This window comes from Streptomyces eurocidicus, from assembly GCF_002891295.1.
Taxonomy (GTDB): Bacteria; Actinomycetota; Actinomycetes; order Streptomycetales; family Streptomycetaceae; genus Streptomyces; species Streptomyces eurocidicus.
This window is the reverse complement of sequence record NZ_LGUI01000001.1, coordinates 210,279-235,516: the sequence shown is the minus strand read 5'-3', so window position 1 is coordinate 235,516 and position 25,238 is coordinate 210,279. Positions and strand designations below refer to the sequence as shown.

Here is a 25,238-nt window from a genome sequence, read left to right as displayed (position 1 = left end):
CGGTGAGCACACCGCGCTACGCGCGGTAAAGCGCCTCGATCTCGTCCGCGAAGTCCTTCGCCACCACGTTCCGCTTGAGCTTCAGCGACGGCGTGACATGCCCCGACTCCTCCGTGAACTGCGCCGGAAGGATACGGAACTTACGGACCGACTCCGCCTTCGACACCGCGGAGTTGCCGTCGTCGACGGCCTTCTGCACGGCGGCCAGCAGCTCCGGGTCGTCCGCCAGCTCGGCCGGGGTCGTGCCGGCCCGCTTGCCGTTGTCCTCCAGCCAGCGAGGCAGGAAGTCCTCGTCCAGCGTGATCAGCGCGCCGACGAACGGGCGGGCGTCGCCGACCACCATGCACTCGGCGATCAGCGCGTGGGCCCGGATGCGGTCCTCGATCACGGCCGGGGCGACGTTCTTGCCGCCCGCCGTCACGATGATCTCCTTCTTCCGGCCGGTGATCGTGAGGTAGCCGTCCTCGTCGAGGGTGCCCAGGTCGCCGGTGTGGAACCAGGCGTCCGAGAGGGCCTCCTTCGTGGCCTGCTCGTTGTTCCAGTAGCCCTGGAAGAGGTGCTCGCCGTGCAGCAGCACCTCGCCGTCGTCCGCGATCCGGACGACCGAGCCGGGCAGCGGCTGACCGACCGTGCCGATCTTCTGCCGGTCCCACGGGTTGAAGGCCGTCGCCGCGCAGGACTCGGTGAGGCCGTAGCCCTCCAGGACCGTGAAGCCGATGCCCCGGTAGAAGTGGCCCAGGCGCTCGCCGAGCGGCGCGCCGCCGGAGATCGCGTGCGTGGCCCGGCCGCCGAGGACGCCGCGCAGCTTGCCGTAGACCAGCCGGTCGAAGATCGCGTGCTTGATCCGCAGGCCCAGCGAGGGGCCGGCCGGGTCGTCCTTCGCCCGGCTGTAGGCGATGGCGGTGTCGGCGGCCTTGTCGAAGATCTTGCCCTTGCCGTCGGCCTGGGCCTTGGCCCGCGCGGCGTTGTAGACCTTCTCGAAGACGCGGGGGACGCCGAGGATCAGCGTCGGCCGGAAGGCGGCCAGCTCCTCGGTGAGGTTACGGATGTCCGGGACGCAGCCCAGCTTGATCGGGGCGAGCATCGCCGAGATCTCCACCAGGCGGCCGAAGACGTGCGCCGTGGGCAGGAACAGCAGCACCGAGGAGTCGCCCGTGTTGAACAGCGGCTTCAGCCGCTCCACCGCGTTCCCGCACTCGGCGAAGAACGCGCGGTGGGTCAGCACACAGCCCTTGGGGCGCCCGGTGGTGCCCGAGGTGTAGACGATCGTCGCGGGGGAGTCGGCGTCGGCCAGCGCGCTGCGCTCGTCGACCTCCTCGTCGGTCAGGCCCTCGCCGGCCGTGCGCAGCCGCTCGACGCCCGCGTCCTCGATCTGCCAGAGGTGCTCCAGGGCCGGCAGCCGGTCGCGCACCGAGTCGACGAGCGCCTCGTGCGCCGCGGACTCGACGACGACGGCCACCGCGCCGGAGTCGCCGAGGATCCACTGGATCTGCTCGGCCGAGCTCGTCTCGTACACCGGCACGGTCACCCCGCCGGCGCTCCAGATCGCGAAGTCCAGCAGCGTCCACTCGTAGCGGGTGCGGGACATCAGCCCGACCCGGTCGCCCGGCCGCACACCGGACGCGATCAGCCCCTTCGCCGCCGCGCGCACCTCGGCCAGGAAGGTGACGGCCGTGACGTCCTCCCAGCGGCCGGCGACCTTGCGCCCTATGACGGCGACGTCAGGGCGCTGCGCGGCGTTGCGGCGGATCAGATCCGTCAGGTTTCCGTCCGCAGGGACCTCGTAGAGGGCCGGAAGGCTGAACTCGCGCAAGACTGCTGCTCCTCGTCGGGCGCCGGCGCCGCCGCGTCTTCGAGGGGCGCTGCGTCGGCTGCGGTCCATGATCAGGCAAGGGGGGTAGTGGACTGCCCGGACGTTACCCACCGGTATCGCTTTCGAACAGGGGGTCGCGCCGAGATGTTCTCTGCGTCACATGCCACGGGACTGCTCTGCGAACCCTAGCCCCTTCGTTCGGTGACCCGGAAGTAACCGCAGGTCGGGGACCTTCCGGCGGGCCCGTCGCAGACTCTAGGGTGATCGGTATGCGAGGTGGCTTCAGGGTTCACGTGGTCAGTGACGTACACGGCAACAGCGAGGGCCTGCGCCGGGCGGGAGACGGCGCCGACGCGCTCGTCTGCCTGGGCGACCTCGTCCTCTTCCTCGACTACCACGACCATTCGCGCGGCATCTTCCCCGAGCTGTTCGGGGAGGCCAACGCCGACCGGCTGGTCGAGCTGCGCACCGCCCGCCGCTTCGAGGAGGCCCGCGACCTGGCCCGCAGCCTCTGGCAGGGCATCGACCGGAACGCCGCCATCGAGTCCGCCGTCCGCAAGCAGTACGCGGAGCTGTTCGCGGCCTTCCCCACCCCCACCTACGCCACCTACGGCAACGTCGACATCCCCCACCTCTGGTCCGAGTACGCGGCGGCGGGCACCACCGTCCTCGACGGCGAGCGGGTCGAGATCGGCGGCCGGGTCTTCGGCTTCGTCGGCGGCGGCCTGCGGACGCCCATGCGCACCCCCTACGAGATCGACGACGAGGAGTACGCCGCGAAGATCGAGGCCCTCGGCGAGGTCGACGTGCTCTGCTCGCACATCCCGCCCGACGTGCCCGAGCTCTGCTACGACACGGTCGCCCGCCGCTTCGAGCGCGGCAGCGCGGCCCTCCTCGACGCGATCCGCGCCACCCGCCCCGCCTACGCCCTCTTCGGCCACGTCCACCAGCCGCTCGCCCGCCGGATGCGGATCGGGGCCACGGAATGCGTCAACGTCGGCCACTTCGCCTCCAGCGGGACACCGTGGGTGCTGGAGTGGTGACGAGCGGCGCACGATAGCCTTCAGCGGCGGTCGTTCCAGGACCGAGCAGGGCGCAGCACGGCAGGCCACAGCAGGCACAGGGACCGGTACGGAGGAGCCACGCAGATGGCGGAACACACCAGCTCGAGCATCACGATCGAGGCGACCCCCGCGGAGGTCATGGCGGTGATCGCGGACTTCGACCGCTACGCCGAGTGGACCGGCGAGGTCAAGCAGGCCGAGGTCCTCGCCCGCGACGAGGAGGGCCGCGCCGCCCAGGTGCGCCTGGTCCTCGACGCCGGCGCCATCAAGGACGACCACACGCTGGCCTACAGCTGGCCCGCGCCCAACGTCGTCAGCTGGTCGCTGGTCAAGTCCCAGATGCTGCGGCAGCTCGACGGCTCGTACAGCCTGGAGCCCGCGGCCGGCGGCAAGCACACCGAGGTGACGTACCAGCTCACCGTGGACGTCAAGATCCCCATGCTCGGCATGATCAAGCGCAAGGCGGAGAAGGTCATCATCGACCGCGCCCTCGACGGCCTCAAGCAGCGCGTCGAGAGCAAGGCGTCGGCCTCCTCCTGACCCGCGGATCCTGACCCGGCTCCTGGCAGGCGGGGCCTCCACCGGCCCGCCCGCACCCGCCACACCGCTGTCAGCACCTCCCCACACCGGCCGCCGGCCGACGGCCACGGCCCCCCGGAACCACGTATCACTGCCGGAGGCTCCACCTTGCGTACGGTCCTCGTCACCGGTCCCGGCGGCGCGGGCCGCACCACGGCCGCCGCGGCCACGGCGCTCGCCGCCGCGCGCGAGGGGCGGCGCACCCTGCTCCTCACCCGCGACCGCGGCCCCGCCCCGGAGTCGGTGCTCGGCACCGCGCTGCCCCGGCCCGCCACGGGCGGCCCCGGCGGAGCGCCCTGGGCCGGGCCCGCCGAGGTCGCCCCCGGCCTGTGGGCCGCCCGCATCGCCACCGGCGAGCACTTCGAGGACCGCGCCCGCGAGCTCCAGGACCGCGGCGCCTCCCTCTTCGACCTCCTCGGCGCCACCCCCCTCGACCCGGAGGAGCTCACCGAGCTCCCCGGCGCCGAACCCCTCGCCGTCCTCGCGGCCCTCCGCGCCGCCCACGCCCAGGAAGAACACTGGGACCTGCTCGTCGTCGACCTGCCGCCCGTCCACGACACCGTGCGCCTGCTCGCCCTGCCCGAGCAGCTCCGGCGCTATCTGCGCCGGCTGCTGCCCCCCGAGCGGCAGGCCGCCCGCGCCCTGCGCCCGATGCTCGCCCAGCTCGCCGGCGTCCCCATGCCCGCCCAGCGGCTGTACGAGACCGCCGGGCGCTGGGAGGCCGAGCTCGCGGCGGTCCAGGACGTGATCGAGGCGGCCGGCACCACCGTGCGGCTGGTCGCCGAACCCGGCCCGCACGCCGTGGAGGAGCTCCGCCTGGCCCGCGCGGCCCTGGCCCTCCAGGGCTGCCGCGTCGACGCCCTCGTCGCCAACCGGCTGCTCCCCGACCACTGCGCCGAGGCCGCCGACCCCTGGACGGCCGGGCTCGCCGCCGAGCAGCGCACCGCCCGCAAGGAGCTGCGCGAGGAGTTCCTCGTGGACGGCGTCACCGTCTGCGAACTGCCCCACCTCGGCCGGGCCCCCCGCGGTCGCGCCGACCTCGCCGAGCTGGCCGGCCGGGCCCGCTCCACCACCATCGGTGACGGGGCGGGGTACGGAGTGGTCGCCGGCCGCGGCCTCACCGACGAGCTCGACGGCTGGGACACCGGGGCGGGCGGCCCGGAGGCCGACGCCTGGACCGTGGAGGACCGGCTGGCCGCCGACGGCGTACTGGTCTGGCGGCTCCCGCTGCCCGGCGCCCGGCGCGACGCCCTCGACCTCATACGCAGGGGTGACGAACTCATCGTCGGCGTCGGCCCGTTCCGCCGGGTGCTGCCCCTGCCGTCCGCGCTGCGCCGCTGCACCGTCTCCGGGGCCGGGCTGCGCGACGGCGCCCTGTGCGTGCGCTTCACCCCCGACCCCGCCCTGTGGCCCCGGCCCTCCTGAGCCCCGGCCGTCCTCCCGGGCCGCCCTTCCTGAACGCCTTTCCACCGTTCGGGTAACGTCGAAGGAAATTCCGGCCGTAGGAGTCCGCCATGAGCGATGCCACCGAGCGCCCCGCACCGCACGCGGAGGCCGCGTCCGACGCCTGGGAACAGGCGTGCGCCGAGGACCTCGCCGCCGAGCGGGCCCGCCGCCGCGAGAGGTACGGGCAGCCGCCCGGCAGCGCCGCCGAGGAGCTCCGCAAGCTCGTCGACGCCGTGGCCGAGAAGGTCGCCGGCTTCCAGCTGCCGCTCGCGGGCGCGGCCGCCCAGGACGTGGTCCAGCAGGTCGTCGCGCAGGCCAAGGCCGTAGTCGAGCCCGTCATCGAGCGCAACCCCCAGGTCTTCGACCACCTGGCGACCGCCGGCTCCGAGCTGCTCGCCGCCTACCGCGCCGCCGTCCAGGGGCAGGAGGGCCGCTGGACCCGCGGCGCCTCCGGCGACGGACCGTCGGATTCCGCCGGTGCCCCCACCGGTGGTCCCGCCGGCGGCCCCGAAGGGCCCCGGGGCGACGACGGGACGCCGGGCGGTTCCGAGCGCATCGACCTCGACTGAACGCCCCCGGCCCCGCACGGCCCGCCCGCGGCTTCCTCCATGGGCCATAAGGGCGCGGGAGGCCCTCCCACCTCCGGTACGGTGGGTCGCGGCGGGGTTCGAGCGAAAAACTGAGGGACACATGGGACTCACCATCGGCGTGGACATCGGCGGCACCAAGATCGCGGCCGGCGTGGTCGACGAGGACGGCAACATCCTCGCGACGTGCAAGGTGCCCACCCCGCCCACCCCCGAGGGCGTCATCGACGCCATCGCCGACGCCGTGCGCACGGTCAGCGCCGACCACGACGTCGAGGCGGTCGGCATCGGAGCCGCGGGCTATGTGGACGACAAGCGGGCCACGGTCCTCTTCGCCCCGAACATCAACTGGCGCCACGAGGCCCTCAAGGACAAGGTCGAGCAGCGCGTCGGCCTCCCCGTCGTCGTCGAGAACGACGCCAACGCCGCGGCCTGGGGCGAGTACCGCTTCGGCGCCGGCCAGGGCCACGACGACGTCATCTGCATCACCCTCGGCACCGGCCTCGGCGGCGGCATCATCATCGGCAACAAGCTGCGCCGCGGCCGCTTCGGCGTGGCCGCCGAGTTCGGCCACATCCGCGTGGTGCCCGACGGCCTGCTGTGCGGCTGCGGCAGCCAGGGCTGCTGGGAGCAGTACGCCTCCGGGCGCGCGCTCGTCCGCTACGCCAAGCAGCGCGCCAACGCCACCCCGGAGAACGCCGCGATCCTGCTGGGCCTCGGCGACGGCACGGTCGAGGGCATCGAGGGCAAGCACATCAGCGCCGCGGCGCGGCAGGGCGACCCGGTCGCCATCGATTCCTTCCGCGAGCTGGCCCGCTGGGCCGGCGCGGGCCTGGCGGACCTCGCCTCCCTCTTCGACCCGTCGGCGTTCATCGTCGGCGGCGGCGTCTCGGACGAGGGCGACCTCGTCCTCGACCCCATCCGCAAGTCCTTCAAGCGCTGGCTGATCGGCGGCCAGTGGCGACCGCACGCGCAGGTCCTCGCCGCCGAGCTGGGCGGCAAGGCCGGCCTGGTCGGCGCGGCGGACCTGGCCCGCCAGGGCTGAGCGCTCCCCGGCCGCCCCGGCGGCCGGGTCCCACGACGGCGTTCCGGCGGTGCCGGCTCGGCACCGCCCGGTGAAAGGGTGTGTCCGGGTCCGTGACTACCGCTCCGCTGCCGGACCTCCCGGCCTCCCGTACCGAGCCGGACGGCTCGGCCGTCGTCCGGGTGCTCAGCTACAACATCCGCTCCATGCGGGACGACGTGGACGCGCTGGGCCGGGTCATCCGGGCCTGCGCGCCCGACGTCGTCTGCGTCCAGGAGGCCCCGCGCTTCTTCCGCTGGCGCAAGGCCGCGGCCCGGCTAGGCCGCGCCTCGGGCCTGGTGTACGTCACGGGCGGCGCCACCGCCTCCGGCCCGATGATCATGTCCTCGCTCCGGGCGCACGTGGAGCGCGCCGAGGACGTCCTGCTGCCCCGTACCCCGGGGCTGCACCAGCGCGGCTTCGCGACCGCCGTGCTCCGCTTCGGCCGGGCCCGGCTGGGCGTCCTCAGCTGCCACCTCAGCATCAAGGACCGGGAGCGGTACGAACAGGGCGGGCTGCTCCTGGAGCGGCTGGCCGCGCTGGACGTGCCGTACGCCGTGGCGGCCGGCGACCTCAACGACCGCCCCGACGGGCGTACCTTCGGCCTGCTCGCGGACGCCCTCCAGGACGGCTGGGCGACCCGGCCGTGGGGGCGTGAGCACACGACGCGCCTGGGCGATCCGCTCCAGCGGATCGACGCGGTGTTCGCGACCGGCGGCGTGGAGTTCCTGGGCTGCGGGGTCCCCATGGGGCTGCCGGGGGTGGAGGAACGGGACCTCCGGGCGGCGACGGACCACCTGCCGGTGCTGGCGGCCGTACGGGTGCCGGCTTCGTGACCGGACGGGCTGATTGAGCCCGTCCGGCGCTTGAGGACATTCGGGAAGGGGCGGGTAGGGGAAAACCCCCCGTCACTACACCACCGCACCGCGCCCGGGATCGTCGTCCTCTTCATCCGTGTCCTTCATGCGCAGGACCAGCGTCGCGAAACCGCCCAGGAACCCGCCCACCCCCAGCGTCGTCACCCACCACGTCAGCTCCTGCCGCAGCAGGACCATGATCAGCAGCAGCAACGGGCCGCCCAGCACCGCGAGCCACGCGAACCGCGACGTCACATCGCCCGTGGGCAGCGGCGGCGGCTCCGGCGGGACGAAGTGGCCCTCCTCGGAGTCGTCGAGCGCCTCCTCGGCCGGGGTGTCCCAGTCCCGGGGGCCGACCCCGGGCGCGTACACGATGAAGCTGCCCGGCTGCTCCGGCTTCGCGGGCCGGGGCTCCTCGGGGGAGCGCTTCAGCGGCGGCTCCTCCGGACCGGTCGGGTCGGCGGCCGAGGGGCCGTCCGCCGGGCCCGGCCGGGTGGCGGCGGAGTCCAGGACGTCACCCGAGGCGGGCCAGCGGCCCTTCGCCGGGTCGGGCTGCTCGCCGTACGCGGCGACGAGCTCCGCCCACGCGGCGTCCTCGTCGAGCGGGTCGCGGCTCTCGTCGCGGTCGTGGTCCGCGTCGTGCTCAGCCACGGGAGGCCGTCCCGACACCCGCCGAGAGCCGGCTGATGAACGCGAAGGTCTCCTCGAAGATCAGCTCGGCGTCGTGGTCCAGCGTCGCCACGTGATAGCTGCGCTCCAGCAGCCGCTCGGTGACGTCCCGGGAGGACACCCGGGCCAGGATCCGCGCCGAGTCGGCGGGCGGTACCACATGGTCCTCGGGGCTGTGCAGCAGCAGCAACGGCTGAGTGACCTGCGGAAGTTCCCGGTCCAGCATGGTCAGGAAGCGGCGGAAGGAGTACGCCGCGTGCAGCGGCACCCGGTCGTAGCCGACCTCCTCGCGGCCGGGCTTCGCGATGTCGCTGGCGATGCCCGAGGTCGAGGGCAGCAGATGGCGCACCACCGGCAGCGCCCTGGCCGCCGGGCCGTGCACCTTGTTCGCCGGGTTGACCAGGACGATGCCCGAGATATCCGCCCCGTGCTTCGCCGCCAGCCGCAGCGTCAGCGCCCCGCCCATCGACAGGCCGCAGACGAACACCTCGGAGCAGTTCTCCCGGAGCTCCCGCAGCGCGCGGTCGACCTCCGCGTACCAGTCCTGCCAGCCGGTGAGCTGCATGTCCTGCCAGCGGGTGCCATGACCCGGCAGCAGGGGGAGGGAGACGGTGAGGCCGCGCTCCGCGAGGTGCTCGGCCCAGGGCCGTACGGACTGCGGGGAACCGGTGAAGCCGTGGCACACGAGGACGCCGACCTCTCCGCCGTCGTGGCGGAACGGCTCGGCGCCGGGGAGGAGCGGCACCGGGATCTCCGATCGGTGGAACGGGAAAAGGGGTCTGCCCCTCAGCGTACGCGGAGCGCCGCCGGGCGGGTAGGCAGGTTAAGGTCTCCTCGTCACTACAGGAGGTTCTCGGTTGTTCTACGGCGCTATGAAGCTGTCCATCGGCGGGTCGCTGAAGCTTGCCTTCCGGCCGTGGGTGGAGGGCTTGGAGAACATCCCGGCCGACGGGCCCGCGATCCTGGCGAGCAACCACCTCTCGTTCTCGGACTCCTTCTTCCTGCCCGCGGTGCTCGATCGCAAGATCACCTTCATCGCGAAGCAGGAATACTTCACCTCCCCCGGGGTCAAGGGAAAGCTGACGGCCGCGTTCTTCAAGGGCGTGGGCCAGCTGCCCGTGGACCGTTCGGGCGGCCGCGGCGCCGGCGAAGCGGCGATCAAGAGCGGTCTGGAGGTGCTGGAGCGCGGTGAGCTCTTCGGCATCTACCCCGAGGGCACCCGTTCCCCGGACGGCCGCCTCTACCGCGGCAAGCCCGGTGGCCTGGCCCGCGTCGCGCTGCTCTCCGGCGCGCCCGTGATCCCCGTGGCGATGATCGACACCGAGAAGGTGCAGCCGCCCGGGAAGGTCCTGCCGAAGATGATCCGGCCGGGCATCCGGATCGGCGAGCCGCTGGACTTCAGCCGCTACCACGGCATGGACGGCGACCGCTTCATCCTGCGCTCGGTGACCGACGAGGTCATGTACAAGATCATGGAGCTCTCCGGCCAGGAGTACGTCGACATCTACGCGACCGCCGCCAAGCGGCAGATCGCGGACGAGGCGAAGCGCAAGGCCGAGGAGGAGAAGGCGGCGAAGGCCGCCGGACTCGACAAGGCGGGGAAGCAGCCCGAGGCATAGCCCCGTCCGGGCTGGGGGGACGGTCCATGGCACCGCGCAGCAGAAAGACGCGCGTCGTACGGATGTCGGTGGAGCTGCCGCTGTGGCGGGCGCTGACCGGCTACCGCGTTCTGACGCTCGGCTACGCGCTCGCACTGTTCGGCTTCAACTACGAGGAATACGCCCATCCGCTCGGCGGGGCGCTCTACATGGGCGTACTCACCCTGTGGATGGCGCTGACCTGGAACCGGGTCTCCTCGCCCGAGCGCTGCACCAAGCGCTTCCTGGCCGCCGACCTCACCATCGCGCTGGCCGGCGTGCTGCTGACCACGCTCGTGGACTCCCCGGCGCGCATCGACGGCGGCGCGGCGACCCTGCCGTCCATATGGACCGGCGGCGCCGTGCTCGGCTGCGCCATCAAGGGCGGCTGGCGCTGGGCGGCCGTCGGCTCCACGCTGGTCGCCCTCGCCAACCTGGTCGAGCGCGGCAGCCCGGCCCGGGACACCGTCCACAACGTCCTGCTGGTCTGGGTCTCCTCCATCGCCATCGGCTACATCGTCGAGGTGGCCCGGGCCAGTGAGCGCACGCTGGCCCGCGCCCTCCAGATCGAGGCCGCGACCCGCGAGCGCGAGCGGCTCGCCCGCGACATCCACGACGGCGTCCTCCAGGTGCTGGCCATGGTGCAGCGCCGGGGCACCGCCCTCGGCGGCGAGGCCGCCGAGCTGGGCAGGATGGCCGGCGAGCAGGAGATCGCCCTGCGCACCCTGGTGGCGGGCGGCCTGCTGCCCGCGCGGAGCGGCACCCCGGAGCGGTACGCCGAGGACGCCGAGCTCGCCGGCCTGGCAGTGCCCACCGGGCCCGCCGGGCCGGTACCCGCACCCCGGCCCCCCGAGGGCCCCTGCGACGTGGCGGCCCTGCTCGCCCCGCACGCCGGCCCCGACGTCTCCTTCGCCGGGCCCGGCACCGCCGTCCTGCTGGAGGCGGCCGCGGCGGCGGAGCTGGCCGCCGCCGTCGGCGCCGCCCTGGACAATGTCCGCAAGCACGCCGGCGACGGCGCGCGGGCCTGGATCCTGCTGGAGGACGAGCCGGACGCGGTGATCGTCACCGTGCGGGACGACGGCCCGGGCATCCCGGACGGCAGGCTCGCCGACGCGGAACGGGAAGGGCGCATGGGAGTCGCCCTCTCCATCCGCGGCCGGCTGCGGGACCTGGGCGGCAGCGCCGAACTGCTGTCCGTACCGGGACAGGGCACGGAAGTCGAATTGAGAGTCCCACGGGGGAGCGAGACCGGCCGATGAACGAAGAGCCGATGAACGAAGAGCCGATGGGTGAAGAGCCGATGGGTGAAGAGCGGACCCTGAAGGTCATGGTGGTCGACGACCACCCGATGTGGCGCGACGCCGTCGCCCGCGATCTGGCGGGCGCCGGGTTCGACGTGGTGGCCACCGCCGGCGACGGCCCCCAGGCGGTGCGCCGGGCCCGGGCCGCCGCCCCCGACGTGCTGGTCCTCGACCTCAACCTGCCCGGCCTGCCCGGCGTCGCCGTCTGCAAGGAGCTCGTCGGCGAGAACCCCGCGCTGCGCGTCCTCGTCCTCTCCGCCAGCGGCGAGCACGCCGACGTGCTGGAGGCCGTCAAGTCCGGGGCCACCGGCTATCTGCTGAAGTCCGCCAGCACCGAGGAGCTGCTGGACGCCGTCCGGCGGACGGCCGTGGGCGACGCCGTCTTCACCCCCGGCCTCGCCGGCCTCGTCCTCGGCGAGTTCCGCCGCCTCGCCGCCGACCCGGCCCCGGCCGCGCCCGACGGCCCCAAGGCCCCCCGGCTGACCGACCGCGAGACCGAGGTGCTGCGCCTCGTCGCCAAGGGCCTGTCGTACAAGCAGATAGCGGAGCGGCTGGTTATTTCCCACCGCACGGTGCAGAACCATGTACAGAACACCTTGGGCAAGCTCCAGTTGCACAATCGCGTGGAGCTCGTGCGCTACGCGATAGAGCGAGGACTCGACGACGCCTGACGCTCCCCGGAGGCCGGGCGCCGTCCTCGGCTGAAGGGAGAGCGTCATGCGGGTCGGACTGCTGACCGGCGGTGGTGACTGCCCCGGGCTCAACGCGGTCATCCGCGCGGTCGTCCGCAAGGGCGTCCAGGACTACGGCTACGACTTCACCGGCTACCGGGACGGATGGCGGGGGCCGCTCCAGGGCTCCGTGTCCCGGCTCGACATCCCCGCCGTCCGGGGCATCCTGCCCCGGGGCGGCACCATCCTCGGCTCCTCACGCACCAACCCCTTCAAGGAACCCGACGGCGTCCGCCGCATCCGCGAGAACCTCGCCAAGGACGAGGTCGACGCCCTGATCGTGATCGGCGGCGAGGACACCCTCGGCGTCGCCGCCCGCCTCCACGAAGAACACGGCGTGCGGTGCGTCGGCGTCCCCAAGACCATCGACAACGACCTCTCCGCCACGGACTACACCTTCGGCTTCGACACCGCCGTCAACATCGCCACCGAGGCCATCGACCGCCTCCACACCACCGCCGAGTCCCATATGCGGGTCCTCGTGGTGGAGGTCATGGGCCGCCACGCGGGCTGGATCGCCCTGCACTCCGGCCTCGCCGGCGGCGCCAACGTCATTCTCATCCCCGAACAGCGCTTCGACCTCGACGAGGTCTGCGGCTGGGTCACCTCCCGCTTCCGCGCCAGCTACGCCCCGATCGTGGTGGTCGCCGAGGGCGCCATGCCCAGGGACGGCGACCTCGTCCTCAAGGACGCCGCCGCGCACGACTCCTTCGGGCACGTACGGCTGTCCGGCGTGGGGGAGTGGCTGGCCAAGGAGATCGAGTCCCGCACGGGCAAGGAGGCCCGGACGACCGTGCTCGGGCACGTCCAGCGGGGCGGGACACCGAGCGCCTTCGACCGCTGGCTGGCCACCCGCTTCGGCCTGCACGCGATCACCGCCGTGCGGGACGGGGAGTACGGGCGGATGGTCGCGCTGCGCGGGCCGGACGTGGTCCGCGTGCCCCTGCGGGAGGCCACGGCCCGGCTGAAGACGGTCCCGGACGCGCTGTACGCGGAGGCGCGGACGTTCTTCGGCTGACGGCGGCTCCGGGCGCGGCCGGGCGGGCCGCCGGGCTTTTCCCGGGCGTCCGACGGGCCTGATCCGGGCCTGTTCCCGGCCGGGGCCGGGGCGCGCGGGCTCCCGCGTCGTCCCCGGCCCCGGTGCGGGCCGAGGACGGCCCGGCCGGGCGGCGGGCGGGGTGGCATCCGGCCCGCCCACCGCTCGCGGCGGCCCCGTTCCCGCGGGGCCCCTCCTTCAGACCAGCACCGACGCCAGCAGCTCCGCCACGATCGCCGCGCCGTCCAGCGTCAGCACCGACTCCGGATGGAACTGCACGCCGGCGAATCCGATCCCCCGCAGCGCGTGGACGTCGCCGCTCGCGGCGTCCCGGCTCAGCTCCACCCGGTGCATGGCCAGCTCCGCCTCCGCCCGCTCCGTACACCGCGCGGTGAACGTGTTGTAGAAGCCCACCGTCTCCTCCCGCCCGAAGAAGTCGATCCGCTGCTGCGCCCCCTGCGACGGGTCCGCCTTGCGGGCGATCTCCATGCCCAGCTCCGCCGCGATCAGCTCGTGCCCCAGGCACACGCCGAGCAGGCCGTACGGGTGCCCCCGCAGCAGCTCGGCCGTCAGCGCGCGCAGCGTGCGCATCTTGGGGTCGGCGGTGTCGGAGGGGTTCCCGGGGCCGGGGCCCAGGACGACCGGGCCCTCGTGCCCCAGCACGGCCTCCCGCAGGCCCGGCTCGTCGTAGCGGCGGACCGTGACCGTGAGGCCCGAGGTGCGCAGCAGATGGGCCAGCATCGCCGTGAAGGTGTCCTCGGCGTCGACGACGAGCGCGTGCCCGGTCAGCCGGGCGGTGGAGGACGTCGTCCGCATCCGCAGCCAGAAGGGCGCGAGGTCCGCGCGGCGGGCGTCCAGGGCGGCCCGGACGTCCGGGTCCTCCGCGAGCCGGGCGGCGGGCCGGGTCCCGGCGTCGCGCAGGGCGGTGCGGACGCCGAGCGCCGCCAGGACGCCCGCCGCCTTGGCGTGGGTCTCGGCGACCTCGCCGTACGGGTCCGAGTGGCGCACCAGGGTCGCGCCCACCGGCAGCCGCAGCCGGCCCCGCCGGTCGATGTCGGCCGTGCGGATCAGGATCGGCGAGTCGAGGGTGCGGGTGCCGCCGCCGTCCCGGCCGAGGAGGGCGAGCGCCCCCGCGTAGTAGCCGCGGCCCCGGCCGTCGCGGCCCCTCGGCTCGTACCGCTCGATGACCCGGCAGGCGTTCTGCACCGGGGAGCCGGTGACGGTCGCGGCGAACATCGTCTCGCGCAGCACCTCCCGGACGTCCAGCGAGGAGCGGCCCCGCAGCTCGTACTCGGTGTGCGCGAGGTGGGCCATCTCCTTGAGCCGGGGCCCGACGACGACCCCGCCCATGTCGCCGACGGTGCACATCATCTTCAGCTCCTCGTCCACGACCATGGACAGCTCCTCCACCTCCTTACGGTGGTCAAGGAAGGCCAGCAGCCCTTCCTTGGAGGGGCCCTCCGGCGGGTAGCGGTAGGTGCCGCTGATCGGGTTCATCACGACCGTGCCGCCGGACATCCGGACGTGCACCTCGGGGCTGGCGCCCACCAGCGTGCGGTCGCCGGTGTGCACGACGTACGTCCAGTAGGCGCCGCGCTCACCCGCGAGCAGCCTGCGGAAGAGGGCCAGGGCGTCGGCCGCCCCGAAACCCTCGATCTCGCCCTCGAAAGTGCGCCGGATGACGAAGTTGGCGCCCTCGCCCGCGCCGATCTCGTCCGCGATCACCCGCTCGACGATCCGGGCGTACGCCTCGTCGTCCACGTCGAAGGCGCCGCCCTCCACCCGTACCTCGTGGGCGGGCAGCGCCGCGAGGACCTCGCCGAGCGGCAGCTCGTGGCACTCCTCGGGGCGCAGCACCGCGAGCGGGGTGCCGTCGTCGTGGACGTCGAAGCCGCGCTCGCGGATCTGCCGGAAGGGGACCAGGGCGAGGGCGTCCAGGACCGGCGCGCCGGTCGTGGGCGGACCGTCCGGCAGCGGGATGTCGGCGAGCCGCGCGTACTCCGCCACCGGGCCGAGGAGCAGCTCGACGGTGTCCTCGCCGCGCCCGGGGGTGCGGCGGTGGAGCAGGGCGAAGGGCGGGCAGTCGGGTTCGGTCAGCCGTGCGAGGAGGGTGTGGGTGTCGCCGGTCATCTGGGTTCCTTCCGGTGAGGAGAGGAACGGCCCCGGGAAACGCCGAAGGCCGCCCCTCGGGCGGCCTTCGCGGTGCGTCAGTCGGTGTACGCGCGATCAGTGGGCCGCCGGATGAGCGGTCCACCACCAGTTCTGGGTCGTCTGCGCGAACATGCTCCGCACCCTACCGGACGGGGCGCCCCGGGCGATGGTGACCGGGCGGACGGGCGGGAGCGCGCGGCCGGTGCCCGCGCCGCCGGGGCGGAACCCGGGGCGTGTGCCGTCCATTCGCGCGCCCTTCGCGTCTCACAGTGCGGGCCCGCGGATGGACGGCTCCCGTGACCCCGTAGGGTTGGGGCGTGACCGTGAACGCTGAACTCCACGCCGGTGGCAACACCTGGCGCTCCCTTCCCGCGGCGCAGCAGCCTGACTGGCCGGACCAGGAGGCTCTGCGCGATGTGATCGCCGAGCTCGAGTCCTATCCGCCGCTGGTTTTCGCGGGCGAGTGCGACCAGCTGCGCCAGCGCCTGGGAGCCGTCGCCCGTGGTGAGGCGTTCCTGCTCCAGGGCGGCGACTGCGCCGAGGCGTTCGACGCCGTCGGCGCCGACCAGATCCGCAACAAGCTCAAGACGCTGCTCCAGATGGGCGCCGTGCTGACCTACGCGGGCTCCGTGCCCGTCGTGAAGGTGGGCCGGATCGCCGGTCAGTACAGCAAGCCGCGCTCGAAGCCGACCGAGACCCGCGACGGCGTGACCCTGCCGACCTACCGCGGCGACTCCGTCAACGGCTTCGCCTTCACGCCCGAGGCCCGTACGCCGGACCCGCAGCGGCTGAAGCGGATGTACCACGCCTCCGCCGCCACCCTGAACCTCGTCCGCGCCTTCACCACCGGTGGTTACGCGGACCTGCGCCAGGTCCACGCCTGGAACCAGGACTTCGTGAAGTCCTCCCCCTCCGGGCAGCGCTACGAGGCGCTGGCCCGTGAGATCGACCGGGCGCTGAACTTCATGAACGCCTGCGGGGTGGACCCGGAGGAGTTCAAGACCGTCGAGTTCTTCTCGTCGCACGAGGCGCTCGTCCTGGACTACGAGTCGGCGCTGACCCGCGTCGACTCGCGGACCGGCGATCTGTACGACGTGTCGGGCCACATGGTCTGGATCGGTGAGCGGACCCGGCAGCTGGACGGCGCGCACCTTGAGTTCGCGTCGAAGATCCGTAACCCGATCGGGGTGAAGCTCGGCCCGACGACGACGGCTGAGGACGCGCTGACGCTGATCGAGCGGCTCGACCCGGAGCGCGAGCCGGGCCGGCTGACCTTCATCACCCGGATGGGTGCCGACAAGATCCGGGAGAAGCTGCCGGAGCTGGTCGAGAAGGTCACGGCGTCCGGTGCCCAGGTCGCGTGGATCTGCGACCCGATGCACGGCAACACCTTCGAGGCGGCCTCGGGCCACAAGACCCGCCGCTTCGACGATGTGCTGGACGAGGTCAAGGGCTTCTTCGAGGTCCACAAGGGCCTCGGCACCCACCCGGGCGGCATCCACGTCGAGCTGACCGGTGACGACGTCACGGAGTGCGTGGGCGGCGGCGACGAGATCTTCGTCGACGACCTGCACCAGCGCTACGAGACGGCCTGCGACCCGCGGCTCAACCGCAGCCAGTCGCTGGACCTGGCGTTCCTGGTCGCGGAGATGTACCGGGACCAGTGAGGGCGGCTTTTCGCCGGTGAACGACCGTGGGGCGCGGATCCGAGTGATCCGCGCCCCACGGCGTTGTTATTCGGCCGCCCGGCCGGGTAAGGTAAGGGTAACCTTATTGATCAACCCGGCTGGGCGGTGAAACGCGTGTACGTCTGCTCTTGCTTCGGCATCACGGAGCAGCAGGTGCGTGAGCACGCGGACAAGGGGGCGTGCACGCCCCGCCAGATAGCCTCCGCCTGCAAGGCCGGCACCGACTGCGGCAGCTGTGTGCGCCGCATCCAGGCCCTGCTCGGCCGTGGCGCGTGCCCGCGCCGCGAGCTGGCCGACCAGGGGGATCCCGGTGTGCTCGGCGCGGAGATCGCGGAGATACCGCAGGCCGCCTGAGCGCTCCGCCGGAACTCCGGCGAGTCGTCCGCGGGTGCGTTGCGGCCGGCCGCGCGGTTCCCCGCGCCCCTTCGGGGCGCTGCCGAACCGTACCGGACTTCGCCGAGCCGGCTTGGGCCGCCCGGGTGACCGTCCCGCGCCCGCTCAGTCCGCTCCGCCGTTGGACTGGTCGATGAACTGCGCGAGGTAGAGCGGTTCGCCGAGCTTCTCGATCAGGTCCAGCTGGGTGTCGAGGTAGTCGATGTGGTTCTCCTCGTCCTCGAGGATGGCCTCGAAGATATTGGCCGAGGTGATGTCGCCCTTGGCCCGCATGACCTCCACCCCGCGCTTGAGCCGGTCGATGGCCTCGACCTCCACCTGGCGGTCGGCCTGGAACATCTCCACGATCGACTGGCCGATCCGCACATGGAAGAGCCGCTGGTAGTTCGGCAGCCCCTCCAGGAAGAGAATGCGGTCGGTCAGCACCTCCGCGTGCTTCATCTCGTCGAAGGACTCTGCGCGGGTGTGCTCGGCGATCTTCGTCCAACCGAGGTGCTCCTGCATTTTCGCGTGCAGGAAGTACTGATTGATGGCGGTGAGCTCGGCCGTCAGCTGTTCGTTGAGAAATTCGATGACCTCAGGGTCGCCCTGCATCGCAGAGGCTCCTTCCACAAGGGTGGCTGGCAGGTTGCGCGCATCCTCGCACCGACCTTCGATACCGTCCAGTAAGTGCACACTTAGTGTGAGTTGCCCGAATAGTGGAACCCCTGGTCATCGGCACTGCCGAAGGTCTGACACCATGGAGCCATGGGGCCCTCTAAAAACGCCGAAAGCCGCAAAGGGGACCTCCCCCAGCTGCCCCCGGGGCAGCGCCTCCAGCGCGGCTGGCCGGTGACGCACTACGGGCCGGTGCCGAGGTTCAGACCGGACCGCTGGGAATTCCGTGTCTTCGGCTCCACCGCCGACGGCGACAAGCACTGCTGGACGCACGACGAATTCTCCGCGCTGCCGTATTCGACGGTGGTGGCGGATCTGCACTGCGTCACGAAGTACAGCATGCTGGGCGCCGAATGGGGCGGGGTATCGGCGCGTACGATCCTTGAACTCGCCCCGCCCGCGCCCGAGGTCACGCATGTGATGGTGTGGGCCGAATACGGTTTCAGCTCGAATCTGCGGCTGTCGGACTTCACTTCCGAGCAGTCGATTTTCGCCACCCACAAGGACGGCGAGCCGCTCACCGCCGAGCACGGTTTCCCGGTGCGGCTCGTGGTGCCGCACCTCTACGCCTGGAAGGGCCCCAAGTGGGTGCGCGGCGTGGAGTACATGACGGCCGACCGGCGGGGGTTCTGGGAGGAGCGCGGTTACCACAACGTCGGTGACCCGTGGCGGGAACAGCGCTACACGTACCAGGAACAGCCGGGCGAGGGCCCGGAGATCTGACCCGCGGCGGGTGGGGCGGGCCTCAGCAGCCCGCCGCCTCCCGCAGCTCCTTCAGCCGGGCCACGTCCGCCGCGTGGCCCTCCGGGCCGCCCGGCGTCTCGATCGTCAGGGAGACGCCCTCCGTCGCCGGGTGGGTGAACAGCTCCGCGAACGGGTCCGCCCCGATGTGGCCGGAACCGATGTTCTCGTGCCGGTCCCGGTGCGCGCCGACGGCCTCCTTGGAGTCATTGGCGTGGATCAGCCGCAGCCGGCCCTCGCCCACGACGGAGACCAGCTCGTCGAGCGTCCGCTTCATCCCGCCCGGCTCGGCGAGGTCGTGGCCCGCCGCGAAGACGTGGCAGGTGTCCAGGCAGACCCCCAGCTTCGGGTGGTGCTCCAGCGCCTCGAAGTACGGGCCGAGGTCCTCGACCAGGGAGCAGAGCGACGAGCCCTGCCCGGCGGTGGGCTCCAGCAGCAGCCAGGGGTCGTCGTCGTGCGTCAGCTCGTCCAGCAGCGGCAGCAGCCGCTCGTGGACCTGGGCCAGGGCCTCGCGGCGCGGCCGGCCGCCGGTCGCCGAGCCGGTGTGGACGACGACGCCGCGCGCGCCGATCGCCCGGCCGCGGCGCAGCGAGTGCCGCATCGACTCGACGGACAGCTCGGCCGTCGCCGGGGTGTGCGAGCCGAAGTTGATCAGATAGGGGGCGTGCACCCAGACCGGGAGGTCCTCCTCGGCGCAGGCGGCCCGGAACTCCTCGTCCTGCCGCGCGACGCCCGCCGGGGTGGCCCAGCCGCGCGGGTTGGCCACGAAGACCTGCACCGTCTCGGCGCCCATCGTCCGGGCGTAGGGCAGCCCGGTCCGGGCCAGGCCGCCCGCGACGGGGATGTGCCCGCCGATGGGGTTGCGCGCCCGCGCGCGGGCCGTGCCCGTGGGTTCCGCGTCCTCGCGCATGGCCTACAGACCGCCCTTGAGCTCGATGGTGATGGTGCCGCCCTTGGGCGCCTGGTCGCCGCCCTTGACCGACTGCCGGTCGACGGAGTCCCGGGGGAAGAAGAACGGCCGCTTCACCTCGACCTTGAAGCCCGTGTCCGTGAGCGCCCGCCGGGCGTCGGCCTCGCTCTTCCCGGTGACGTCGGGGACCGTGACCATCTCCTGGCCCTTGGAGACCGTGAGCGTGATCCTGTCGCCCTTGGCCGCCTTGGCGCCCTTGCCGGGGGACTGCTCGGCCACCGCGTCCTTGGGCTTGTCGGAGAAGACCCGGGTGCCGGAGACCTCGACCTCGAAGCCCTTGTCGCGGAGCGCGCCGGTGGCCGCCGCGACGGACTGGCCGGTCACGTCCGGCACGTCGAGGGCCGGGCCCTTGCTGACGGTCAGCGCGACGGGGGTGTCCGGCCGTCGCTCCTCGCCCGCCTTGGGGTCGGTGGCCAGCACCGCGCCCTGTGCGGTCTCGTCGCTGAACTGCGTCCCCACGTCGCCGACCGTGAGGCCCGCGCCCTCGATCTTCCGCTTCGCGGCGTCGAGCCCCATGCCGATGACGTTGGGCACCTCGGCCCTGGCCGGGCCGCGGGAGACGGTGATCGTCACCTTGCCGGTGTTGCGGATCCGCTCGCCGGTGGCGGGGTCCGTCGCCATCACACGGCCGCGCTCGACCGTGTCGCTGGTCTCCTGCTTGACCTTCACCCCGAGCCCGGCCTTGCCGAGCTCCTTCTCGGCCTTGTCCTGGGGCATGTCCAGGACGGCCGGGACGGTCGTGAACTGGCCGGAGTTGATGTACCAGACGCCCGAGCCGATCAGCACCGCCAGCACGGCGGCGAGCGCCGCCAGCAGCCCGCGCCGGGCAGCGGGCGGCGGCCCGGCCGGGTGCCGCCGGCGGCGGCGGCCCGGGGGCACGGGCGGGTGGTCCAGGCGCGTGGTGCGGTTCAGGGCGTCGTCGGCGGGCGCGGGCGGGGCGGCGCGGGGCGGGGCAGCACGCTCGTACGGTCCTCGGAGCCGGCCGCCAGCGCGCCCGGGCCGCCGGTGACGCCTGCGGGGGCACGGCGTCCAGCTGCGCGTCGGAGAGCGCCTCGCGCGCCGCGCGGACCAGCGCCAGCATCGCGGCGGCGTCGGCCGGGCGGTCGCGCGGGTCACGGGCGGTGGCCTCGGCGACCAGGGCGTCCAGGCCGGGGGCGAGCCCGGGGACGGCCGCGGACGGGGCCGGTACGTCCTCGTGCAGGTGCTGGTAGAGCACCTGGGCCGGGGTGGTGCCGCCGTGCGGCTTGGCGCCCGTGAGCATCTCGTAGAGCACCACGCCACAGGCGTAGACGTCCACGCGGGTGTCGGCGGTGCCGTGCTCGATCTGCTCGGGGGCCAGGTACGAGACGGTGCCCAGCACCGAGCCCGTGGAGGCCGAGGTGTGGGTGTCCACGGCCCGTACGAGCCCGAAGTCGGCGACCTTCACCCGGCCGTCGTCGCCGATCAGGACGTTCTCCGGCTTCATGTCGCGGTGGATCAGGCCCGCCAGGTGGGCCGCGCCGAGCGCCGCGAGCACCGGCTCCAGGATGTCCAGGGCCGCGCGGGGCTGGAGGGCGCCGCGCTCGCGCAGGACGTCGCGCAGGGTGCACCCGGGTACGTACTCCATCGCGAGGTAGACGTACCCGCGGTCGGTGCCCTGGTCCGAGACGCTCACCACATTGGGGTGGTCGAGCCGGGCGGCCGACCTCGCCTCGCGGATGAAGCGCTCGACGAACGCGGCGTCCCCGGCGAGCCCGGGGTGCATCACCTTCAGCGCGAGCACGCGGTCGAGCCGGGTGTCCACGGCCCGGTAGACCGTGGCCATGCCGCCGACGGCGATCCGGGCGTCGACTCGGTAGCGGCCGTCGAGCACGTTCCCGACGAGCGGGTCCCCTAGCGTCGTATCCACGGGACGAGTCTAAGAGGCCGCGCGGGCGGGCCGGTTTCCCCCGGTCCGCCCGGTGGCGGTCCCGGCGGCCCCGCCCGGCCCCCGTGCCCGCCGGGCGGACGGCCGCCCCGTGCCTCACCCGCCGAAAGCCGGCCGTTCCGGATCCAGCCGGGCGACGCCCTCGGCCGGGGACGACGCCGCCGCGAAGTGCCGGCGCGGGATCCGGCCCGCCCGGTGCGCCAGCCGGCCCGCCTCGACCGCGTGCCGCATCGCCTCGGCCATCAGGACCGGCTCCTGGGCGCGGGTCACCGCCGAGGCGAGCATCACCGCCGCGCAGCCCAGCTCCATCGCGAGGGCCGCGTCGGAGGCGGTGCCCGCGCCCGCGTCGAGGATCACGGGCACGCCCGCCCGTTCGGTGATCAGCTGGAAGTTGTGCGGGTTGCGGATGCCGAGCCCGGAGCCGATGGGCGAGCCCAGCGGCATGATCGCGGCGCAGCCGACGTCCTCCAGCTTCCGGGCGAGCACCGGGTCGTCGCTGGTGTACGGCAGCACCGTGAAGCCGTCGTCGACGAGTATCTCCGCGGCGTCCAGCAGCTCGACCGGGTCGGGCAGCAGGGTCCGTTCGTCGGCGATCACCTCCAGCTTGACCCAGTCCGTGCCGAGCGCCTCCCGGGCCAGCCGGGCGGTGAGGACCGCCTCGCCGGCCGTGTAGCAGCCGGCGGTGTTCGGCAGGACGCGGATGCCGTGCCGGTCGAGCACCGACAGCACGGAGCCCCGTACGCTCGCGTCCAGCCGGCGCATGGCCACGGTGGTCAGCTCGGTGCCCGAGGCCAGCAGGGCGCGCTCCATGACCTCCAGGCTGGGCGCCCCGCCCGTGCCCATGATGAGGCGTGAGGTGAAGGTGGTGTCCGCGATGGTGAGCAGATCGTCTGCCATCGGAGCTGATCAGCCTCCCTGTACTGCGGTGAGGACCTCGACGCGGTCGCCCGCGCCGAGCGTGGTGGCGGCCCACTGGCCGCGCGGGACGACCGCCTCGTTGACGGCGGCCGCGACGCCGCCGCGCGCCGTGGTGAGCGACGCGACGAGGAGGTCCAGGGTCAGGCCCGTGGGTACGGCGCGGCTCTCGCCGTTGACGCTGATGCCCACCTGGGCCTCGGGGCGGTCGGTGGGGTCGGTGGGGTTCATACGGGCAGCTCCTGGGGGGCGTTCGCGAAGCGTCGGGGGGAGAAGGGGCGGGCCTCGTCGGGCAGCCGCCCGGTGGTCAGCACCTCGGCCATGACGTCGCCCGTCACCGGTGTGAGCAGGACGCCGTTGCGGTGGTGGCCGGTGGCGGTGTGCAGCCCCGGCAGGTCCGTCGGGCCGAGCAGCGGGGCGTTGTCGGGGGAGCCGGGGCGCAGCCCGGCGAGGGTCTCGACCAGGGGCAGTTCGGTGATGCCGGGCACCAGCTCATGGGCGTCGCGCAGCAGTTCGTAGACCCCGCCCGCGGTGACCGTGGTGTCCCAGCCGAGCTCCTCGGTGGTCGCGCCGACGACCAGCTCGCCGTTCTCGCGCGGCACCAGGTACACCGGGCAGCCGCGCACCACGGCCCGTACGGTCCGGGAGAGGAACGGGGCGTACGCGGCGGGCACCCGCAGCCGCAGGATCTGTCCCTTCACCGGGCGGACCGGTGGCAGCACGCCCTCGGGCACGCCCGCCAGGGCGCCGCTGCGGCTGCCCGCGGCGAGCACCGTCTGACCGGCGGACAGCCGCTCGCCGCCCGCGAGTTCGGCCCCGGTGGCCCGGCCGCCCGCGCACAGCAGCCGGATGACCGCCGCGCGGTGGAAGCTCACCCCGGCCCGCTCGCAGGCCGTGAGCAGGGCCCCGGCGAGCCGCCGCGGATCCGTCTGGTGGTCGCCGTCCACCCGCACACCCCCGCGCACGCCGGGCGCGAGCATCGGCTCCAGCCGGCGGCACTCGCGCCCGGACAGCCACTCGGCGTCGAGGCCGCAGGCGCGCTGGAGGGCGTGCAGCTCCCGCAGGTGCGCCCGGTCGTCGGCGTCGAGGGCGACGGCGAGGGTGCCGCACGCGCGGTACCCGGTGTCCCGCCCGGTCGCCTCCTCCAGCTCGGCCGTGAACGCCGGATAGCGCCGGGCCGACTCCAGGTTCAGCGCGAGCAGGGTCTGCTCGCCGTAGTGCAGTTCGGTCACCGCGGCCAGCATCCCGGCCGCCACGTGCGCCGCCCCGCCGCCGGGCGCGGGGTCCGCGAGCGCGGTGCGCAGGCCGCGCTGGGCCGCCCGCCACGCCGTGACCAGACCGATGACACCGCCGCCGACGACGAGGACGTCGTACGTCCCCGGCGACGCGGTGGAAGACGCGTACATGGGTGTCCAGCCCCTCCCTTCGCCGGCATGACCCGGATCAGGTTCGTACGGTCGGAGGCCGTCCAGCCTCCCTCTCAGCCCGGTGCGTCCGGGCTCCCGCGAGTGCTTGCACCGGCCACCCTAGTACGCGCCGGGAAGCGACCGGAAGGCCGCTCGGACCGGGGCGGGCGGGGTGCCGGGAGCACCCGGAACGGCGGCCCCGCGCCGGGCCGTCCGCGAAGTACTGGTGGATGACCTTGTGTCGGAGGTCTCCCCGCACGGTGCTGCGGGGAAGCCCGGCCCCCGCCCTACAGTGATCGGGTGAGCGACCAGACGAATACCTCCAGTGACCGGCGCGTCGTCATCGTGGGTGCCGGCATGGCCGGCGTGCAGACCGCCGTGGCCCTGCGTGAACAGGGCTGGCTCGGCACCATCACCCTGCTCGGGGCCGAGCCCCACCGGCCCTACGACCGGCCCCCCCTGTCCAAAGCGGTGCTCCTCGGCAAGGCCGAGGGCTCGGCGTTCGAGGTGGACTTCGCGTCCCTGGGCATAGACCTGTGCCTCGGGCGGGAGGTCACCGCGCTGCGCGCCGGGGAACGCGTGCTGGAGACCTCCGCCGGGCCGGTGCCCTACGACGTGCTGGTCATCGCCACCGGTGCCCGCCCGATCGAGCTGCCCGGCAGCGAGGGCGTGCCCGGCGTCCATCTGCTGCGCACCCTGGACGACGCGGAGGGTCTGCGTCCGGTGCTGGCCGAGCAGCGGGACGTGGTGGCCGTCGGCGCCGGCTGGATCGGCGCCGAGTTCGCGACGGCCGCCCGGGAGGCGGGCTGCGCGGTGACCGTCGTCGAGGCCGCCGACCGGCCGCTGGCGGGCGCCCTGCCCGCCGAGGTCGCCGCGCACATGACCGCCTGGTACGCCGACAGCGGCGCCCGGCTGCTCACCGGCGCGCGGGTGGCCGCCGTGGAGGACGGCGCGGTGCTGCTCGCGGACGGCACCCGGCTGCCGGCCGGCGCGGTGGTCGTCGGCATCGGCGCCCGGCCGGACACCGACTGGCTGGCGGGCTCCGGGATCACGCTCGCGGCGGATCGTTCCGTCGCCACCGACGACCGGCTGCGCGCCTCCCTGCCCGACGTCTACGCGGTGGGCGACTGCGCGTCGTTCCCGTCCGCCCGCTACGGCGAGCGGCTGCTGGTCCACCACTGGGACAACGCCCTCCAGGGCCCGCGGACCGTCGCCGAGAACATCGCCCTCGGCCCGGCCGAGGGTCCCCGCTACGACCCGGTGCCCTACTTCTGGTCGGAGCAGTTCGGCCGGTTCGTGCAGTACGCGGGCCACCACGCCGACGGCGACGAGCTCGTCTGGCGCGGCGACCCCGCCGGCGCCGCCTGGACGGTGTGCTGGCTGCGCGACGGCGTCCTGGTGGCGCTGCTGGCCGTCGGCCGGCCCCGGGACCTGGCGCAGGGCCGCAAGCTCATCGAGCGCGGCGCGGCCGTGGACCGGGAGAAGGCGGCGAACCCGTCGGTGCCACTGAAGTCCGCCGGGCTGTGACGGGCGCCGGGGCGGGCCCGGTCCTGCCCCGGTCCCGCCTCGGCCCTCGGGGGTTCCGGCGTCGTCGCCGACCGGTTTCCGGCGGGTTCCCTGACGACCCG

The 25,238-nt window shown here is 73.7% G+C and carries 24 protein-coding genes, 1 pseudogene and 1 riboswitch; of the genes and pseudogenes, 14 read left to right on the top strand and 11 right to left on the bottom strand.

Annotated features, from left to right (window positions below):
- Positions 1-16 precede the first annotated feature (16 nt).
- Entirely contained in the window at positions 17-1,813 is a 1,797-nt protein-coding gene (locus AF335_RS00995) for an AMP-dependent synthetase/ligase (protein ID WP_102916344.1), read from the bottom strand.
- 269 nt (positions 1,814-2,082) lie between these two features.
- Here AF335_RS00995 and AF335_RS00990 point away from each other — a divergent pair, with 269 nt between their 5' ends.
- From AF335_RS00990 to AF335_RS00965, 6 genes are all read left to right on the top strand, one after another.
- On the top strand, positions 2,083-2,856 hold the full coding sequence (locus AF335_RS00990) for a metallophosphoesterase family protein (protein WP_102916343.1): 774 nt from the start codon (positions 2,083-2,085) through the stop codon (positions 2,854-2,856).
- A 105-nt stretch (positions 2,857-2,961) separates the two neighbouring features.
- The gene (locus tag AF335_RS00985) at positions 2,962-3,417 is read left to right on the top strand and encodes an SRPBCC family protein (RefSeq protein WP_102916342.1); all 456 of its coding nucleotides are present in this window, start codon (positions 2,962-2,964) and stop codon (positions 3,415-3,417) included.
- A 147-nt stretch (positions 3,418-3,564) separates the two neighbouring features.
- Positions 3,565-4,881: an ArsA family ATPase gene (locus tag AF335_RS00980; RefSeq protein ID WP_102916341.1), complete on the top strand. Its 1,317-nt coding sequence runs from the start codon at positions 3,565-3,567 to the stop codon at positions 4,879-4,881.
- Between the two features lie 89 nt (positions 4,882-4,970).
- Positions 4,971-5,471, top strand: a complete 501-nt coding sequence (locus tag AF335_RS00975; protein ID WP_102916340.1) for a DUF5304 family protein — start codon at positions 4,971-4,973, stop codon at positions 5,469-5,471.
- A gap of 121 nt (positions 5,472-5,592) precedes the next feature.
- Entirely contained in the window at positions 5,593-6,534 is a 942-nt protein-coding gene (locus AF335_RS00970) for an ROK family glucokinase (RefSeq protein ID WP_102916339.1), read from the top strand.
- A 92-nt stretch (positions 6,535-6,626) separates the two neighbouring features.
- The gene (locus tag AF335_RS00965; protein ID WP_102916969.1) at positions 6,627-7,388 is read left to right on the top strand and encodes an endonuclease/exonuclease/phosphatase family protein; all 762 of its coding nucleotides are present in this window, start codon (positions 6,627-6,629) and stop codon (positions 7,386-7,388) included.
- Positions 7,389-7,463: 75 nt separating this feature from the next.
- Here the strand turns inward: AF335_RS00965 and AF335_RS00960 are convergent, their stop codons facing one another.
- Positions 7,464-8,060, bottom strand: a complete 597-nt coding sequence (locus AF335_RS00960; protein ID WP_102916338.1) for a hypothetical protein — start codon at positions 8,058-8,060, stop codon at positions 7,464-7,466.
- Positions 8,053-8,823: an alpha/beta hydrolase gene (locus AF335_RS00955; RefSeq protein WP_102916337.1), complete on the bottom strand. Its 771-nt coding sequence runs from the start codon at positions 8,821-8,823 to the stop codon at positions 8,053-8,055. Before AF335_RS00955 ends, AF335_RS00960 begins: the two co-directional genes overlap by 8 nt.
- 127 nt (positions 8,824-8,950) lie before the next feature.
- Here AF335_RS00955 and AF335_RS00950 point away from each other — a divergent pair, with 127 nt between their 5' ends.
- The 4 genes from AF335_RS00950 to AF335_RS00935 are packed head-to-tail and all read left to right on the top strand — an operon-like array spanning position 8,951 to position 12,765.
- Positions 8,951-9,697: a lysophospholipid acyltransferase family protein gene (locus tag AF335_RS00950; RefSeq protein WP_184743235.1), complete on the top strand. Its 747-nt coding sequence runs from the start codon at positions 8,951-8,953 to the stop codon at positions 9,695-9,697.
- A gap of 26 nt (positions 9,698-9,723) precedes the next feature.
- Positions 9,724-10,974: a MacS family sensor histidine kinase gene (macS, locus tag AF335_RS00945; RefSeq protein WP_376697798.1), complete on the top strand. Its 1,251-nt coding sequence runs from the start codon at positions 9,724-9,726 to the stop codon at positions 10,972-10,974.
- A 41-nt stretch (positions 10,975-11,015) separates the two neighbouring features.
- Positions 11,016-11,687, top strand: a complete 672-nt coding sequence (locus AF335_RS00940; RefSeq protein ID WP_102916968.1) for a response regulator — start codon at positions 11,016-11,018, stop codon at positions 11,685-11,687.
- A gap of 46 nt (positions 11,688-11,733) precedes the next feature.
- A complete protein-coding gene (locus AF335_RS00935; RefSeq protein WP_102916334.1) occupies positions 11,734-12,765 on the top strand; it encodes a 6-phosphofructokinase in 1,032 nt (343 codons plus the stop codon).
- 216 nt (positions 12,766-12,981) lie between these two features.
- Here the strand turns inward: AF335_RS00935 and AF335_RS00930 are convergent, their stop codons facing one another.
- A complete protein-coding gene (locus AF335_RS00930; protein WP_102916333.1) occupies positions 12,982-14,913 on the bottom strand; it encodes an anthranilate synthase family protein in 1,932 nt (643 codons plus the stop codon).
- Between the two features lie 96 nt (positions 14,914-15,009).
- Positions 15,010-15,180 carry a trp operon leader peptide gene (locus tag AF335_RS33765; RefSeq protein ID WP_107503470.1) on the bottom strand — a complete coding sequence of 57 codons (171 nt, stop codon included), beginning with the start codon at positions 15,178-15,180 and terminating at the stop codon, positions 15,010-15,012.
- 71 nt (positions 15,181-15,251) lie between these two features.
- Here AF335_RS33765 and AF335_RS00925 point away from each other — a divergent pair, with 71 nt between their 5' ends.
- Positions 15,252-16,601 (top strand): class II 3-deoxy-7-phosphoheptulonate synthase, encoded by a 1,350-nt coding sequence (locus AF335_RS00925; RefSeq protein ID WP_102916332.1) that lies wholly within the window; start codon positions 15,252-15,254, stop codon positions 16,599-16,601.
- A gap of 126 nt (positions 16,602-16,727) precedes the next feature.
- Complete coding sequence (locus tag AF335_RS00920; RefSeq protein WP_102916331.1) at positions 16,728-16,976, top strand: (2Fe-2S)-binding protein; 249 nt, start codon at positions 16,728-16,730, stop codon at positions 16,974-16,976.
- A 144-nt stretch (positions 16,977-17,120) separates the two neighbouring features.
- Here AF335_RS00920 and bfr read toward each other — a convergent pair whose 3' ends face one another.
- Positions 17,121-17,609, bottom strand: a complete 489-nt coding sequence (gene bfr / locus AF335_RS00915; RefSeq protein ID WP_087928467.1) for a bacterioferritin — start codon at positions 17,607-17,609, stop codon at positions 17,121-17,123.
- Between the two features lie 153 nt (positions 17,610-17,762).
- Here bfr and AF335_RS00910 point away from each other — a divergent pair, with 153 nt between their 5' ends.
- The gene (locus AF335_RS00910; protein ID WP_102916330.1) at positions 17,763-18,395 is read left to right on the top strand and encodes a sulfite oxidase-like oxidoreductase; all 633 of its coding nucleotides are present in this window, start codon (positions 17,763-17,765) and stop codon (positions 18,393-18,395) included.
- Positions 18,396-18,417: 22 nt separating this feature from the next.
- On the opposite strand, the gene AF335_RS00905 is transcribed toward AF335_RS00910, so the two are convergent.
- From AF335_RS00905 to thiO, 5 genes and pseudogenes are all read right to left on the bottom strand, one after another.
- On the bottom strand, positions 18,418-19,323 hold the full coding sequence (locus AF335_RS00905; protein ID WP_102916329.1) for a deoxyribonuclease IV: 906 nt from the start codon (positions 19,321-19,323) through the stop codon (positions 18,418-18,420).
- A 3-nt stretch (positions 19,324-19,326) separates the two neighbouring features.
- A pseudogene (pknB, locus tag AF335_RS00900) lies at positions 19,327-21,271 on the bottom strand (Stk1 family PASTA domain-containing Ser/Thr kinase).
- Positions 21,272-21,385: 114 nt separating this feature from the next.
- Positions 21,386-22,186: a thiazole synthase gene (locus AF335_RS00895; RefSeq protein ID WP_102916328.1), complete on the bottom strand. Its 801-nt coding sequence runs from the start codon at positions 22,184-22,186 to the stop codon at positions 21,386-21,388.
- A 9-nt stretch (positions 22,187-22,195) separates the two neighbouring features.
- A complete protein-coding gene (gene thiS / locus AF335_RS00890; RefSeq protein ID WP_102916327.1) occupies positions 22,196-22,435 on the bottom strand; it encodes a sulfur carrier protein ThiS in 240 nt (79 codons plus the stop codon).
- A complete protein-coding gene (gene thiO, locus AF335_RS00885) occupies positions 22,432-23,610 on the bottom strand; it encodes a glycine oxidase ThiO (protein WP_102916326.1) in 1,179 nt (392 codons plus the stop codon). Before thiO ends, thiS begins: the two co-directional genes overlap by 4 nt.
- Positions 23,608-23,720: riboswitch (TPP riboswitch) on the bottom strand. Its footprint overlaps the gene before it by 3 nt.
- A 247-nt stretch (positions 23,721-23,967) precedes the next feature.
- Between thiO and AF335_RS00880 the strand changes: the two genes are divergently transcribed.
- Complete coding sequence (locus AF335_RS00880) at positions 23,968-25,137, top strand: NAD(P)/FAD-dependent oxidoreductase (RefSeq protein WP_221505155.1); 1,170 nt, start codon at positions 23,968-23,970, stop codon at positions 25,135-25,137.
- Positions 25,138-25,238 lie beyond the last annotated feature (101 nt).